The organism is Photorhabdus machadonis (assembly GCF_052657765.1).
Map to the genome: position 1 here is coordinate 125,241 of NZ_CP199761.1, position 14,658 is coordinate 139,898.

At 42.9% G+C, this 14,658-nt stretch carries 15 protein-coding genes and 1 pseudogene; 10 read left to right on the top strand and 6 right to left on the bottom strand.

Going from position 1 to position 14,658, the window contains the following annotated elements; all coding sequences use genetic code 11:
* Window positions 1–117: 117 nt before the first annotated feature.
* From ACUN2T_RS00655 to ACUN2T_RS00670, 4 genes are all read left to right on the top strand, one after another.
* Window positions 118–357, top strand: a complete 240-nt coding sequence (locus ACUN2T_RS00655) for a hypothetical protein (RefSeq protein ID WP_445495770.1) — start codon at window positions 118–120, stop codon at window positions 355–357.
* Window positions 358–590: 233 nt separating this feature from the next.
* Window positions 591–737, top strand: a complete 147-nt coding sequence (locus ACUN2T_RS00660; RefSeq protein WP_445495772.1) for a cupin domain-containing protein — start codon at window positions 591–593, stop codon at window positions 735–737.
* Window positions 738–774: 37 nt separating this feature from the next.
* Window positions 775–1,644, top strand: coding sequence for a Gfo/Idh/MocA family protein (locus ACUN2T_RS00665; RefSeq protein ID WP_445495773.1), 870 nt, complete (start codon window positions 775–777; stop codon window positions 1,642–1,644).
* Window positions 1,645–1,829: 185 nt separating this feature from the next.
* Window positions 1,830–2,714, top strand: coding sequence for a sterol desaturase family protein (locus tag ACUN2T_RS00670; protein WP_445495774.1), 885 nt, complete (start codon window positions 1,830–1,832; stop codon window positions 2,712–2,714).
* A gap of 66 nt (window positions 2,715–2,780) precedes the next feature.
* Here ACUN2T_RS00670 and ACUN2T_RS00675 read toward each other — a convergent pair whose 3' ends face one another.
* Window positions 2,781–3,023 carry a hypothetical protein gene (locus ACUN2T_RS00675; RefSeq protein ID WP_445495775.1) on the bottom strand — a complete coding sequence of 81 codons (243 nt, stop codon included), beginning with the start codon at window positions 3,021–3,023 and terminating at the stop codon, window positions 2,781–2,783.
* A 247-nt stretch (window positions 3,024–3,270) separates the two neighbouring features.
* Here ACUN2T_RS00675 and ACUN2T_RS00680 point away from each other — a divergent pair, with 247 nt between their 5' ends.
* From ACUN2T_RS00680 to ACUN2T_RS00690, 3 genes are all read left to right on the top strand, one after another.
* A complete protein-coding gene (locus ACUN2T_RS00680; RefSeq protein ID WP_445495776.1) occupies window positions 3,271–3,597 on the top strand; it encodes an AAA family ATPase in 327 nt (108 codons plus the stop codon).
* A 188-nt stretch (window positions 3,598–3,785) separates the two neighbouring features.
* The gene (locus ACUN2T_RS00685; RefSeq protein ID WP_445495777.1) at window positions 3,786–4,514 is read left to right on the top strand and encodes an ATP-binding protein; all 729 of its coding nucleotides are present in this window, start codon (window positions 3,786–3,788) and stop codon (window positions 4,512–4,514) included.
* Between the two features lie 191 nt (window positions 4,515–4,705).
* Window positions 4,706–4,789: a hypothetical protein gene (locus tag ACUN2T_RS00690; RefSeq protein WP_445497770.1), complete on the top strand. Its 84-nt coding sequence runs from the start codon at window positions 4,706–4,708 to the stop codon at window positions 4,787–4,789.
* A 331-nt stretch (window positions 4,790–5,120) separates the two neighbouring features.
* Here the strand turns inward: ACUN2T_RS00690 and ACUN2T_RS00695 are convergent, their stop codons facing one another.
* Entirely contained in the window at window positions 5,121–6,305 is a 1,185-nt protein-coding gene (locus tag ACUN2T_RS00695; RefSeq protein WP_445495778.1) for an NAD(P)/FAD-dependent oxidoreductase, read from the bottom strand.
* A gap of 299 nt (window positions 6,306–6,604) precedes the next feature.
* On the opposite strand from ACUN2T_RS00695, the gene pitA reads away from it, so the two are divergent.
* Window positions 6,605–8,095 carry an inorganic phosphate transporter PitA gene (pitA, locus tag ACUN2T_RS00700; RefSeq protein WP_445495779.1) on the top strand — a complete coding sequence of 497 codons (1,491 nt, stop codon included), beginning with the start codon at window positions 6,605–6,607 and terminating at the stop codon, window positions 8,093–8,095.
* 54 nt (window positions 8,096–8,149) lie between these two features.
* Here pitA and uspB read toward each other — a convergent pair whose 3' ends face one another.
* Together uspB and ACUN2T_RS00710 are read right to left on the bottom strand one after the other, a co-directional pair.
* Window positions 8,150–8,485 (bottom strand): universal stress protein UspB, encoded by a 336-nt coding sequence (uspB, locus tag ACUN2T_RS00705; protein ID WP_350305834.1) that lies wholly within the window; start codon window positions 8,483–8,485, stop codon window positions 8,150–8,152.
* A gap of 384 nt (window positions 8,486–8,869) precedes the next feature.
* Window positions 8,870–9,100 (bottom strand): annotated as a pseudogene (locus tag ACUN2T_RS00710) (IS1634 family transposase); the annotation flags it as partial.
* Between the two features lie 503 nt (window positions 9,101–9,603).
* Here ACUN2T_RS00710 and uspA point away from each other — a divergent pair.
* Both uspA and gdhA read left to right on the top strand, forming a co-directional pair.
* Complete coding sequence (gene uspA, locus ACUN2T_RS00715) at window positions 9,604–10,035, top strand: universal stress protein UspA (protein ID WP_445495780.1); 432 nt, start codon at window positions 9,604–9,606, stop codon at window positions 10,033–10,035.
* A 259-nt stretch (window positions 10,036–10,294) separates the two neighbouring features.
* Window positions 10,295–11,638, top strand: a complete 1,344-nt coding sequence (gdhA, locus tag ACUN2T_RS00720; RefSeq protein ID WP_445495781.1) for an NADP-specific glutamate dehydrogenase — start codon at window positions 10,295–10,297, stop codon at window positions 11,636–11,638.
* Window positions 11,639–11,673: 35 nt separating this feature from the next.
* Here the strand turns inward: gdhA and rsmJ are convergent, their stop codons facing one another.
* Window positions 11,674–12,426 carry a 16S rRNA (guanine(1516)-N(2))-methyltransferase RsmJ gene (gene rsmJ, locus ACUN2T_RS00725; RefSeq protein ID WP_445497771.1) on the bottom strand — a complete coding sequence of 251 codons (753 nt, stop codon included), beginning with the start codon at window positions 12,424–12,426 and terminating at the stop codon, window positions 11,674–11,676.
* Entirely contained in the window at window positions 12,423–14,465 is a 2,043-nt protein-coding gene (gene prlC / locus ACUN2T_RS00730) for an oligopeptidase A (RefSeq protein WP_445495782.1), read from the bottom strand. Before prlC ends, rsmJ begins: the two co-directional genes overlap by 4 nt.
* Window positions 14,466–14,658 lie beyond the last annotated feature (193 nt).

A 14,658-nucleotide genomic window follows, 5' to 3' on the forward strand; every position in this document is an offset into this window, starting at 1 on the left:
TTATTGATAGGTTTTGATATCCTGGCTGTGTGTTTATTGAGCTTGTAGAGAATTGTTTTTATCCATAATAACCATATAAAAAATGTGAGATCCTGCCCTGCCCTGCCCTGCAATGCAATGCAGGATGAAGCAAGGCATGTTCAAATGGGAATTACATATTTCCGGGAGCTTATCAAGGCATCTTCGGCTAAAAAAGAAATGGTTAGAGATCATCTGACCACTTTTCAGAAAATACTGCATGTTAATAAAGATGGGATTAACTGGCTGTCAGATATCAGCTGCATCCCGGCTGATGAAATTGAAACCAGGATTAGAAACCGACATGATAACTTCATTAATAAAATAATGGAGGGATGATTCATGTTCAATGGCATTCACGTCATCGAAAATGCAATAACAGAACGAGAAATAGATATTATTTACAGATATTTAGCCATCTCGGAAAATCTGGGGCATTTAAAAGGGAATAATGACTCAACCAGCGCTCATATGTATTATGCCACGCCTTATTTTGAAGCCATGTTGAGTTATTATTGCGATTTAGTATCAGACATTGTAAATGAAGAAGTATATCCGAGTTATTCTTTTTTATGGAAAAAGGTGAATATCGCTGGCTGGCGGAAACCACTGAGCATTTCAGGATTTATAGTGGAAAAGCCACTTTTACCATTGAAGGTAAAAGGACGTTAGTACAACTTGGTGGTGAGATTATTGTTCCTAAAGGTTTAACTTTTTAAATCGAAGTAGCAGAACATTTAGATTACAGGTGCTTTTATGATTAATTTAGGAATCATTGGTACAGGATTAATGGCAAGAGTCATAGCCAAGAGTTGTGCTGATGTTGGTGTCAAAGTTTATTCTGTATTATCAAGAAGTAAAAATAATGCAGAATCATTTTATGAAGAATTTTGTAGCAGCAGGGGAAAAGGCTACACTGTGCCTGAGGCTTTTTTCGAAGATCCGGGATTGGATGCAGTCTATATTGCAACTCCTAGCTCAACAAAAGAGTTTTATATGAGACTATGTCTCAAATATAAAAAACATATTTTAATTGAAAAGACTTTGTCTTCATCCATATTTCTCTCGGAGTTTCTTGAGCTATCAAAAGAGAGAAATATTGTTTGGATGGATGCAACACACTTTGTGCATAATGAGTTATATAATTCATTACCGAAAGTAATAGATGAACATGTGGGCAAAATTGTCAGAATCGACTCAAGTTTTTTTTGGCCGAGCACTGATTATTCGCATATAAAATTTAATCCTCATCTTGAGGATAAAGGTGCCCTTGGTGATCTCGGCTGGTACCCTGTTCGTATGATTTTGTCGCTTATTGAAATAAAAGAGATATCTAAATTAGATTCATTTGTTTTGAAGAAAGAGACAGGAACCATTCTCGAATTTAACGCGATAGGTTTAACAAACTCGAATGTAACCTTCAGTATGGCTGCATCCTATCGCGGTTCTACATCCCGTCAGGAAGTAACAATATCTGGTGAAAAGGGCGAGATTAGCATTCAGGATTTTGTTATGCCATATTGTGGCTCCTTTGTCTATTGTAAGATGTTGCCGTTTTTGAGGGTAAAAATTGTATCGGGATTAAAGCCATTGGTTGATAAGGAATATAAAAAGATTATTCTTTAAAGAGTTACAACATCACAGAATGGTATATAACTTTGTTGATTTCATCAAAGGAAGTAAAGAAAAGTATAAACTTGATGAACTTCAGAAAAAGTCTTTAGACACTATAAGATTGATTGAAACCATCCAATGTCAATCAAGTTCGCTGCAAATTTAACTCTATAACTATTAAAATAAAAGGAAAAAGTATGGAGCATATCAGTAGTTATTTTGATTTTATATATCAGGATATTGCTAGCCCTTTCTTTAAAAGATTAACTGTATTCTTTGCACCGAGTCATGGACTGTTTATTGGTTATTTGTTTATGGCTTTTTTGATTGCTGTTTTGTTTTATGCCTATAAACATAAAACGGTAAATCCGTTAAAAGCTAGTAAAATGGTAATCAAAGCACACAAATTGACATCTAAATCATCAAAGGATGATTTTATTTTCTATTTTGTCGACAAGATAGTGTTTGGGTTTACATATTCCCTTATTTTATCGTCAGCTGTATTTTTTAAAGAAGGTACCATAAATCTCCTATCATTTATCGGTATTCCTTATTCTCATACTACTCCTAGTATAGCTCTCAGTCTGGTTTTAACTCTTGGAGCAATTATTGTTTTTGATTTTGCAGTTTTTTTTGAACATTTCCTTTCTCATAAGATCAGAATATTATGGGAATTTCATAAGATTCATCATATTGCTGAAAATCTGAACCCTTTGACTGCCTACAGATCGCACCTTGTGAATCAGGGATCTTTTATCTTAATAGCAAGTTTATTGACAGGAATATATGCAGGTGGAATATCTTATTTTTTTGATGCTCAACACGCGTATATTCTTTTTGCGGGACAAAACGTATTTATGTTTTTACTTCTTATGTTTGGTTTGAATTTGCAACATTCTATGGTTTACTTAAGATATCCTCCTTTTATCAGAGATATTTTTGTTAGCCCTGCATATCACCAGTTACATCATAGTAGTTCTGTTAAATACCACGACAAAAATTTTGGTTTCATTTTTTCATTTTTTCATTTTGGGATCGCTTATTCAAAACACAAACTATGCCTCCGGCAGATGAAGTGCTGACTTTTGGTATAACAGGTGAAAAATATGATAATTATTCTGGTGTGAAAAACATGTATGTAACTCCTTTTAAACGCGTTGCAGAACGACTGAAAAAAATGATTGCAGGTCTCCGGTATCAGTAAGACCCTGTTGCAGACACAGGATGTGTTGCAAACGGGGTAGAACTGGCAGATACGCACTTTTGTCAGGTTCGCTTGCAGAGATCATCAGAGGTTTGAGAGTCGTGTATTCTGTAAATATGATCTGTCGTGAGTCCCTAGGGTAAGTTTCATCAGCTCTTCCATGACGTTCACAATGCGATTGCTTCATACCATCAAACTCGGCCCGGTTTTTGCTACCGAATCTCAGGTGCCATTTTCTCAATATTGGTTGTTCAGAGGCTTCTCCTGATGCTCAGACGAGGGGCGATAAACACTCGAAAAGTTTTGATTGTTGTATAAGAACGTCATAAACCCACAAATAGACGGAGATTAAACCAGCAAATAGACGGTAGCATAACTAACAAATAGACGGGCCAATTTAAGCTTCATTCTCCACATTGCACAAAAAAACAGCTTTGAATAACACACTACACCCAAGATATATAGCACCACAGCTCAAGGTAACATTGGCTGATACGCTAGTGGTGTGCCTGCTCGGTCCTCGCCAGGTCGGCAAAACAACGTTGGCGAAAGCGCTAGAGCCTGGGCGGGCTTACCTAACTTTTGATGACAGCACTTTGCTTAACGCGGTTAAAGCTGATCCTACGGGATTTGTACAAAGCTTGCCAGAACGTGTCACACTGGATGAAGTACAGCGTGTGCCGGAAATCCTGCCTGCCTTAAAAGCAGCTATAGACATTCATCGCCAGCCGGGGCGATTCATACTAACCGGGTTCAGCTAATTTACTGTTGCTGCCTGGAGTACAGGAATCACTGGCAGGTCGTGTCGAGGTGACCTTTTTACAGCCACTTTCCGAACAAGAAAAGCAGCACAGTCTAACATCGTTACTCGAGCAGCTGATCACCAACAAAATTTCGCCTTCAATTAAAGGGGGAACAAAGTCTCATTGAAGGCGTTGCAGAAGCTGTGGTGCAAGGTGGTTATCCAGAGCCGAATACGCGCAGTGAAGTGCGGGTTCGTCAGTGGCATAAGCAGTACCTCAACGCTATTATCCAACGTGATGTGAAAGACATTGCAGTGATTCGAGATGAAGACGAATTACTGAAACTCATCAAGATCCTCGCATTGCGTACTGGTAATCTGTTGAACATCAGTGGACTAGCGAAAGATATAGGTCTTCAGCGAGAAACCGTTGACAAATACATCACCATTCTAGAGCGCTTGTTCTTGGTGAGATATTTACCGGCTTGGCATAAAAACCAAGCCAAACGTTTAATAAAAGCCCCTAAAGTTCATATTGTGGACTCGGGTCTGGCTTGTGCTTTAAACAATCTGAGAGTCGATGATTGGTATAACCTTAGTAATGACTTTGGTGCAGTACTTGAAAGCTTTGTGGTGCAACAATTGATTTGCCAATCAGGTTGGAGCGAACATGAACTGCACTTCTCCCACTATCGTGATAAAGATCAGGTTGAAGTTGATCTGGTTATTGAAGAGGGTCGAAGAATTTGGGGGGTTGAAGTTAAAAAAGCGGCCAGCATACAGCCGAAAGACGGAATAGGATTGACCAGATTAGCTTCATTGGCTGGCAGAGATTGGCAGGGGGGCATTTTACTTTACACAGGTAACAATTGCTTGCCAATTAGCCATATACCGAACACATTTGCAGTACCAATGAACGCGCTTTGGGGACGTTGATATCCGCTATGTCCTAAAAGACGCGTAACCTTACAGGTTTCATATCGTAGCTTCTGTTTCAACGGACGGCTTGACGGCCTCTTCCTCCACTGAAAGATAAACATCCTTCCTAAAGAGTGTCTTAATTCAGCTCAAACTCACTTCAAACCAGATGTCATTTATCCTGCACCCAAAAAGAATTAGCCGGTCAACTGGGTGTATCCCCCAGCCAGATCACTAAATGGAAAAAAGGTGAACATATGTCTCTGGATATGGAAAAAAACTCCGGGATGTAGCAATGATATGTGAACTGGATCCATCTGCTTTTCGTATAGGATGGTTATGTTATTAAACATAAACACCTAGTTCATCTGGCAGACTCCTAAAGCCGGGATGTTTTGCCAGATGTATAACGAGCGTATAAGACAGAATTTTAACTGAAGTAACAATCATTCTTAAGCGCACCTTTCGTTATGAAAGCATACTGAAAAATGATTTCGAAGAGAGCTATCCGGCTGCTATTCCCCTGATACTAAACCAGCATTGATATTGTTATGGATTCATCAATAGTTGATGAAAGACAAACTTTATGGTCTATGTACAAACTTTTTGGTTTCTGCACAAAAGTCACAATGCTTGCGCACATGCCCAGGCGGAACTCCATGCCCACTGGAAATTATAGCCACCAAGCCAGCCGGTGACGTCTACCACTTCACCGATAAAATAGAGTCCTTTTACCTGATTAGCTTCCATTGTTTTGGATGAAAGCTGATGAGTATCCACGCCGCCCATAGTCACCTCAGCAGTACGATAGCCTTCAGTCCCGTTGGGTTGTACTTGCCATGATTGGAGGTTTGTCATCAATTGTTCTTGCTGAACTGAGTTCAATTGCTTAAGAGAAACATCCGGGAGTTGACCGAGTGTTTGTAGACATTCTGTCAGCCTTTTCGGTAATAATTTTGCCAAGGTATTCTTTACGCTTTGGTTTGGGTGAGCACTCCGTTCTTGCTCCAGAAACGTTTCCAGATCACTATCTGGAAGTAAGTTAATACTCACAAACTCTCCCGGCTGCCAATAACTGGAAATTTGTAAGATTGCCGGGCCAGAAAGTCCCCGGTGGGTAAACAGGATATTTTCTTTGAATAGCGTGCCATTTTCAGCGGTGACAATGGCGGGAACGGACACACCGGAAAGCACATGAAGTTGCTCCAGTAGTGGTTTATGCAGAGTAAAAGGGACGAGAGCGGCGCGGGTTGGTAAGACTTTTAGACCAAACTGTTCTGCAATCCGATAACCAAAAGGGGTGGCACCAAGACCCGGCATAGATAACCCACCGGAAGCGATGATAAGTGAGCGTGTACTTACTTCCTTTCCGTTAACGGTGATAACGAAACCCAGCTCCTTTTTTTCTACGTGGTTAATTTCGCTGCGCAGACGAATAGTGACCTGACCGGTTTCACACTCTTTCAGTAACATATCAACTATCTGTTGGGCGGAACCATCACAGAAAAGCTGCCCCAGGGTTTTTTCGTGGTAAGCCATGCCATGGCGCTGAACCAGCTCAATAAAATCCCACTGTGTATAGCGGGCCAGGGCAGATTTGCAGAAATGGGGATTAGCGGAAAGATAAGTTGATGGCTCTGTGTACATATTAGTGAAGTTACAACGCCCCCCGCCGGACATCAAAATCTTACGCCCAGCTTTTTTACCATTGTCCAAAACCAGCACCCGTAAACCGCGTTGCCCGGCTTGAGCTGCGCAAAACAGACCGGCTGCACCGGCACCAACAATAACTACATCAAATCTTTCCACTGTCTCTCTCTTTATAACCGAATAATTTAGCGGGAACTTCCCTTAAAGTGTTGCATTTTTGATAATTTTGCGGAAAAAAGTCCCCGTATGACCTGAATTTGTCAGGTAAACTTATTTTTTGTCTTAAAATTGTCATTTTTTTAAAAGATGTGCAATTTTATGATATATAAGGAATATTCTTATTTCTTATTGTTATCTGGTTGTCATGAAATCAAAAAAAGTTCATATTTCACTTTCCCCGCTAGCATTTGTCACTGATAATGCGCCGCGTTCATGTCCAACTAACTGGCTTAACGTTTATGCTACATCTTTTTACTGGCCTGGATTTTCACACCAGCCTAATGTTAGTACTGGCACTGCTGTTTGTGCTGTTTTATGAAGCCATTAATGGCTTTCATGATACCGCGAATGCGGTAGCAACAGTTATTTATACCCGTGCTATGCGAGCACAGTTCGCAGTCGTCATGGCTGGGGTATTTAACTTTTTCGGTGTTCTTCTTGGTGGATTAAGTGTCGCCTACGCGATTGTACATTTACTCCCTACCGATCTTCTACTCAATGTCAGTTCTGCTCATGGTCTTGCCATGGTGTTTTCCATGCTGCTGGCTGCCATTGTTTGGAATCTTGGCACTTGGTATTTCGGCTTACCTGCATCCAGTTCTCATACCCTGATTGGTTCCATTATTGGTATCGGTTTAACCAATGCCATCGTGACTAATTCTTCTGTGGTTAATGCGCTGAATGTGCCGAAGATGATACAGATTTTTCTGTCGTTGATCCTCTCTCCTTTCATCGGGTTGATCATCTCTGGGGCAATCGTGTTTCTGCTGCGCCGTTACTGGAGTAGCACCAAGAAACGCAAACGTATTCATCTGACACCCGTTGAACGTGAAAAGAAAGATGGTAAGCGTAAGCCACCTTTCTGGACGCGTACTGCGCTGATTTTGTCTGCGGTAGGCGTCAGCTTCTCTCATGGGGCGAATGATGGTCAGAAAGGCATCGGTTTAATTATGCTGGTGCTGATCGGCGTAGCTCCGGCGGGATTTGTCGTAAACATGAATGCGAATGGTTATGACATTGCCCGTACTTACGATGCCGTTACTCACCTGCAACAATATTATCAGCAGCATGGTACCGCATTATCTCATGCTATTGAACTGACGCCACTGGTCGCTGTTGCTGAAGATGAACCGGAAGGGCGATTCCATTGTGATAGCACTCGCGCTGTGGTTGTTCTTAATCAGACAGAAAGCATATTGAAGGGCATTCAGAGCTACAGTGGGCTGAATCCTGAACAACGTAACAATATGCGTCGTATGTTGATGTGTATTGCCGATACTGCGGAATCTGTGGCGAAATTGCCAGAAACCAGTGCTGAAGATACCCGTTTCCTGAATAAATTGCGCAAAGACTTACTGCACACGGTTGAATATGCACCTGTCTGGATCATCATTGCGGTGGCACTGGCACTGTCTTTGGGAACTATGGTTGGCTGGCAACGCGTTGCAGTGACTATCGGTGAGAAGATTGGTAAGAAAGGTATGACTTACGCACAGGGTGTTTCAGCTCAGATGACTGCGGCTGTTTCAATCGGGGTGGCGAGTTATACCGGGATGCCGGTTTCGACTACACAAGTTCTTTCCTCTGCGGTAGCGGGGACGATGTTGGTTGATGGTGGTGGTGTTCAGGGTAAAACAATCAAGAACATCATGTTGGCCTGGATACTGACGTTACCGGTTTCAATCGGGTTATCCGGTATTTTCTACTGGTTCGCTTTGAAACTGATTTAATTGTTTTGACGAATAATTTGAAGGCGGTATGGGTTAACTATACCGCCTTTTGTTTTAATACCAAATCAACATAGAAATCAGACAAACAACAACTAATCCACTCAACGCGCTCGTCAGAATAAATTGCCTTCTCAGCCGCTCACAGCGAAGCACCACTGCTGGATCATGATGATCCAGGTAACGTTGCGAATTGATATAGTGCACAAGCCTTATCTGCTTATTAAGCTGTCCATGAGCAGTAAAAAAACCGTTACCGTCTACTGATTGATAAAGCAAGGGATCGGACTGGCGAAGAATAGACAACAATGCCCGCAGTGAAGAGAAGTAGCGCATCATATTCATAATGCAGACAAGACACAGCGCCCAAAACAGTGCAATTGAACTGAACATAATCCCCTCCTTAGAATGGTTAGCCAAAGCTGTCACAAAAGGAAAAAAATCAAGATTGCAGGCGGTGACGCCTTATATTTATTGTAGGAAAGATAGTCAGATAGTACAAAAAACCCTTCTTTGGAGCAAAGTTATTGTCTTTCTTTAGAGTGGCGGTTAAGTCGTAGTGATTGTAGTAATACCGACATTCCGCCCCTCATTCAGGAATAAACCGCTTTATATTGTGAGCCTAATAAACTCAAAAGCTCATGGTGGTAAGATTGCATTCCTGTCACCATTTTATGTTCCAGCGCCGCATAAACCATGAGACAACATGTCATCACCATTAAGAGGGCTTCTATCCGTTCCGGTTTTTCAGGAATTGAAAACCCTGCTCCACCTTTTGTTTTTCCTGAACGTCTGGTGCTCACGTTTTTCCGCCGCCGTGCTGTTCACCAATAGCCAGCGCTGAGGAACACCACCATATGATGATGTCACCCAGCAGCCTGAATAGCCCTCATTGATGGGACTGAATTGCTCATCGGTCACGTTCAGGAGATGCTGTTTAGCTTCTTTGATCGTCAAGGGAACCCGCGTAATAACTCGTTGTTTTTGCCGATGAAGTGACGCGATCGCCGTCAATCCAGCCCAATGCAATAACGCCTAAAATATGAGCAAGATCACCCTATTTTTAAATCAGGAATGCGGTGCAGAATGGCGGGTAATAGCCAGAAGCTTTAATCCTTTCATGCTCTCACCCTGCTTGTTGAAGGGGGAAAAATTAACACTATCATATAAGGATTTAATTAATTTTTTTAAAATTAGTAAAATCAGATGGATAAGTAATCATTTAGTGAATAAACACAGACTAATTGGAGATGTCCTGTTCCTGTTTGCGGGCCGTATCAGCGATACCTACCTCAGATTATTGGGATTCTACGTAAAAAACTCGATTTAAGCATGGAAGAACATGGATTGGGCAAGAAAGACCATAAACCGAGTCTGATTTTGTTCTCTATCAAGTGGAAGGAATAGCGATTGTGGTATATGTTGTTTGGTGAATGTTCTAGTAATAAACACAGGATAGTGGCAATTTGCCCTGCCAACTCATTAATCATCATTATGGAAGGAGTTCGCTTATGGCTTATAAACATATTCTTGTTGCAGTTGATTTATCTCCGGAAAGTCAGGTATTGGTACAAAAAGCTATTTCTATGGCAAAGCCGTACAGTGCCAAAGTTTCCTTGATTCATGTTGATGTTAACTATTCCGATCTCTACACCGGTTTAATTGATGTTAATCTCGGTGATATGCAGGAACGTATTACTGACGAGACGCGCAATGCGTTGAAAGAGCTCTCCGTAGGTACCGATTATGACGTTCAGGAAACCCTGAGTGGGAGCGGTGATCTGGCTCAGGTATTGGTTGATGCGATTAAGAAATATGACATAGATCTGGTTGTTTGTGGTCATCATCAGGATTTTTGGAGCAAACTGATGTCCTCTGCGCGTCAGCTGATTAATACTGTTCATGTTGATATGCTGATTGTTCCTCTGCGTGACAATGAATAACCATAAACTGAAAATTTATTCGATAAAATCGCCTGCTTATGCAGGCGTTTTTTTTGATGAAATGAGGTGTTGTTTGGTTTATTCCCGATGCAATCAAGAAATTTTTTTTACCTTTCTGCAAAAAAACTTCTTGAAAGATGAATATAGAACAGTGATATATTCAAAGGGCAAACACAACTTACCTCACATTTTCGACAAAAATAATAATTAGGAAATTGCTGAGGAGACATTACAACCAAAGTAGAAATAAGGAATAACTATGAGCTGTTTACTATCTTTGTCTTCATTTCTTGGATCGATTCAACTCAGGGATGAATATCAACCAGAATATCTTCAGGCTGTCCGGGAAGTATTCACCTCTCTTTGGCCGTTCCTTGAACAAAACCCGAAATACCGTGAACAAAGCTTGCTGGAGCGTATGGTAGAGCCGGAAAGGGTTATTCAGTTTCGAGTTTGCTGGGTAGATGATCAAGGTAAGGTTCAGGTGAACCGTGCATGGCGGGTGCAGTTTAATTCAGCCATTGGTCCGTATAAAGGTGGTATGCGTTTTCATCCATCGGTGAATCTCTCTATTCTGAAATTCCTTGGCTTTGAACAAACGTTGAAAAATGCGCTGACAACTTTACCGATGGGTGGCGGCAAAGGGGGCTCAGATTTTGATCCCAAAGGAAAAAGTCAGGGCGAAGTGATGCGTTTCTGTCAGGCGTTAATGACAGAATTGTATCGCCATCTGGGACCTGATACTGACGTTCCTGCGGGGGATATTGGTGTGGGTGGCCGTGAAGTGGCTTTTATGTCAGGTATGATGAAAAAGCTCTCTAATAACACGGCTTGTGTATTTACTGGCAAAGGTCTCTCTTTCGGCGGTAGTTTGATTCGCCCGGAAGCGACCGGTTATGGTCTGGTTTATTTCACCAATGCCATGTTGAAACGTCATGGTATGAGCTTTGATGGTATGCGGGTGTCGGTTTCCGGTGCCGGTAATGTTGCACAGTATACTATTGAGAAATGCATGGCACTGGGGGCGAAAGTGGTTACCGCTTCTGATTCCGGTGGCACAGTGGTTGATGAAGACGGTTTCACGCTGGAGAAACTGGCTCACCTTGAAGAGATTAAAAACCGGCACTATGGCCGGGTGGAAGGATATGCCAAAGAGCGGGGGCTGACTTTCCTGAAAGGGTTACAGCCCTGGTCTGTGCCGGTTGATATTGCTTTACCCTGTGCGACCCAGAACGAGTTGGATTTGGATGCGGCTAAGGTCCTTATCAAGAATGGTGTTAAAGCCGTGGCTGAAGGCGCTAATATGCCAGCAACCATTTCAGCGACTGAAGCCTTTATTGAAGCAGGCGTGTTATTCGCACCAGGTAAAGCAGCTAACGCGGGTGGCGTGGCAACATCTGGTTTGGAAATGGCGCAAAACGCAGCACGTTTGGGCTGGAAGGCTGAGAAAGTGGATGCACGTTTGCATCACATCATGCTGGATATTCATCACGCCTGTGTTGAGTATGGTGGCGAGAGCAAACAGACCAATTATGTTCAGGGTGCGAATATTGCCGGGTTTGTAAAAGTTGCTGACGCTATGCTCTCTCAGGGGATCCTGTAAATTAACGTGATCAGCCGCAATATGCGGCTGATGTTTTAACAAGGATAGATATCAAAACGGTGGTTTTTTGTGGTGATAGCCGCTGATGCAGCTACTCCAGCTAAAGGTTCTGCATAATCAGGTCGCTTTACCACGACACGGCGTTTTGCCAGAGCTCGTGCAGGGGATAGCAAATTATCAGCATCTTCATCAGCACCAACCAGAGATTGAAACACCCGCATCTCTTTCTTCACCAGTGCACTTTTTTGCTTATGTGGATACATAGGATCAAGATAAATCACATCGGGCTGCGGTGTCATATCGGTCAGCGCTGTGATGCTGGAGGCATGGAGCAATGTCATGCGTTCTCTTAGCCAGCCGCCGATTTCTTCATCCTGATAACCACGTTGAAGCCCATCATCCAGCAATGCTGCGACCACAGGATGGCGTTCCAGCATGCTTACATGACAACCCAGTGATGCCAGTACAAAGGCGTCACGTCCCAGACCTGCGGTAGCATCCACGATGGTGGGCAGATAATCTTTTTTGATCCCTACAGCTTTAGCAACCGCTTCACCTCGCCCGCCACCAAAGCGGCGGCGATGTGCCATTGTGCCTGATACAAAATCTACATAGATGCCGTCCAGTTTGGGCTCATCCCTTTTGCGGAGTTCGAGGTGTTGAGGCGTAAGAACCAATGCCATGACAGCGCTTTCGTCATGCACCAGTTGCCAGCGCTCTGCCAGTTGAGATAAGGCGCTGCGATCAGCGCCTTGTTCACAGATTAAACAGATACTCACCCTGATTATCCCTTGATACCAGAACTACGTAGCATGGCATCCAGTTTGGGTTCACGGCCACGGAAACGTTTGAACAGTTCCATGGGATCTTCGGAACCACCACGGGACAGAAGATTATCAAGGAAAGATTGCCCGGTTTCGCGGTTGAAAATGCCTTCTTCTTCGAAGCGTGAGAAGGCATCAGCTGCCAGCACTTCAGCCCACAGATAGCTATAGTAACCTGCGGCATAACCACCGGAGAAGATATGACTGAATGAGTGTGGGAAACGGCCCCATTTAGGTGAAGGTACTACGGAAACCAATTTCCTCACTTTCTTCAAGGTTTGCATGATCTGAGCACCTTTTGCCGGATCATATTCAACATGCAGGCGGAAATCGAACTGACCAAACTCAAGCTGACGTAGCATAGCCATTGCAGCTTGATAGTTTTTCGCTGCTAAAAGATTATCCAGCATAGATTGTGGCAGGGGCTCTTTAGTTTCATAGTGACCAGAAATAAATGCCAGTGCTTCTGGTTTCCAGCACCAATTTTCCATGAACTGGCTTGGCATCTCAACTGCATCCCATGGCACGCCATTAATACCGGAAACAGCAGCAGTGTCAATTTGGGTCAGCATCAGGTGCAGGCAGTGACCGAACTCGTGGAACAGCGTATTGACTTCACTGTGGGTGAACAGAGCTGGTTTACCACCAACAGGTTTGTTGAAGTTGCAGTTCAGATAAGCGACTGGCTTTTGCAACTCGCCGTTGGAATGGCGCATCTTGCTGATACATTCATCCATCCAGGCACCGCCCCGTTTATGTTCGCGCGCATAGAGATCCATATAGAAACTGCCGTGCAGCTCATTTTTGTCATCATATAGATCGAAGAAACGAACATCTGGGTGCCAGGTTTCGACATCATGACGCTCTTTGGCTGTAATGCCATAGATACGGCGAACAACTTCAAATAGCCCTTCAACAGCCCGTTGTTCAGGGAAATAAGGACGTAACTGTTCGTCATTAATAGAAAACTTATGCTGTTTTTGTTTCTCGGCATAATAAGCCATATCCCAAGCTTCCAGCTCGTGGGCGCAATGATGCCATTTCGCAAAACGTTTTAACTCATCTACTTCTTCTTCACCTTGTGGATGAGCGCGTTTTGTCAAATCGTTCAGAAAATCCAAAACTTCCTTAGGGGTTTTTGCCATTTTGGTTGCAAGGGATTGTTCAGCATAATTATTGAAGCCAAGCAATTGGGCCTGCTCATGACGTAATGCAAGGAGTTCAGCCATCACTCCGCTGTTATCCCATTTACCGGCATTTGGGCCTTGATCAGAAGCACGAGTTTGATAAGCGTGATAAATTTCCCGACGCAATTCACGGTCTTCTGCATAGGTAATAACCGGCTGATAACTTGGCGCTTCCAACGTCAGCAGCCAGCCTTTTTTTCCTCTCGCTTCTGCCTGAGCCTTAGCTGCGGCAATCGCACTTTCAGGCAGACCAGACAGATCTTCCACATCAGTCATTAACTTGGTCCAGCCCATAGTGGCATCAAGCACGTTATTGCTGAATTGAGAACTTAAATCTGACAAACGTGCACTAATCTCGCCATAACGTTTCTGTTTCGCCTCAGGCAGACCGATACCTGACAGTTTAAAATCGCGCAGTGAATTTTCGACAGCTTTGCGTTGAGGTTGAGAGAGTTTCTCAAACTCAGCACTCTCACGTAATGATTTATACGCTTGATACAGGCCCTTGTGTTGACCTAACCAGGTACTGAATTCAGACAGCAATGGCAAACTTTCTTCGTAGACTGCACGCAGCTCCGGACTGTTTTTAACCGAATTCAGATGATTGACTGGTGACCATGCACGTGACTGTTTATCATTTGCCTCAGCCAGTGGCTGACACAGATTGTCCCAGGTAAAAACGGTATGCTTGGCTAGGATTTTTTCGACAGTTTGGCGGTAATTTGCAATGACTTCTTTTACAGCAGGAACAACATGTTCTGGTTTAATAGAAGAAAATTTTGGTAAACCTGATGGAACGAGTAACGGATTAGTCATATAGGGTCCTGTTTGTGTTTGGGATACATGGCTGAATGAGCAGTGTATCGTAATAGGTATCGGCTAATAAGATGTAGGTAAAATTCGGCAAACTCAACGCGAATATCGAGTTTTTTAACAACAAAATTTAATACTTTTTAGGAAATTGATGAATTGTTTCCACGGATCGATTCAGAAGCCTTACAGCACGCGC

Bases quoted from the DNA above. Each gene is read 5' to 3' on its own strand.
- ACUN2T_RS00655 (WP_445495770.1), top strand. From the start codon at position 118: ATGCAGGATGAAGCAAGGCATGTTCAAATGGGAATTACATATTTCCGG.
- ACUN2T_RS00660 (WP_445495772.1), top strand. From the start codon at position 591: ATGGAAAAAGGTGAATATCGCTGGCTGGCGGAAACCACTGAGCATTTC.
- ACUN2T_RS00665 (WP_445495773.1), top strand. From the start codon at position 775: ATGATTAATTTAGGAATCATTGGTACAGGATTAATGGCAAGAGTCATA.
- ACUN2T_RS00670 (WP_445495774.1), top strand. From the start codon at position 1,830: ATGGAGCATATCAGTAGTTATTTTGATTTTATATATCAGGATATTGCT.
- ACUN2T_RS00675 (WP_445495775.1), bottom strand. From the start codon at position 3,023: ATGAAGCAATCGCATTGTGAACGTCATGGAAGAGCTGATGAAACTTAC.
- pitA (WP_445495779.1), top strand. From the start codon at position 6,605: ATGCTACATCTTTTTACTGGCCTGGATTTTCACACCAGCCTAATGTTA.
- uspB (WP_350305834.1), bottom strand. From the start codon at position 8,485: ATGTTCAGTTCAATTGCACTGTTTTGGGCGCTGTGTCTTGTCTGCATT.
- uspA (WP_445495780.1), top strand. From the start codon at position 9,604: ATGGCTTATAAACATATTCTTGTTGCAGTTGATTTATCTCCGGAAAGT.
- gdhA (WP_445495781.1), top strand. From the start codon at position 10,295: ATGAGCTGTTTACTATCTTTGTCTTCATTTCTTGGATCGATTCAACTC.
- prlC (WP_445495782.1), bottom strand. From the start codon at position 14,465: ATGACTAATCCGTTACTCGTTCCATCAGGTTTACCAAAATTTTCTTCT.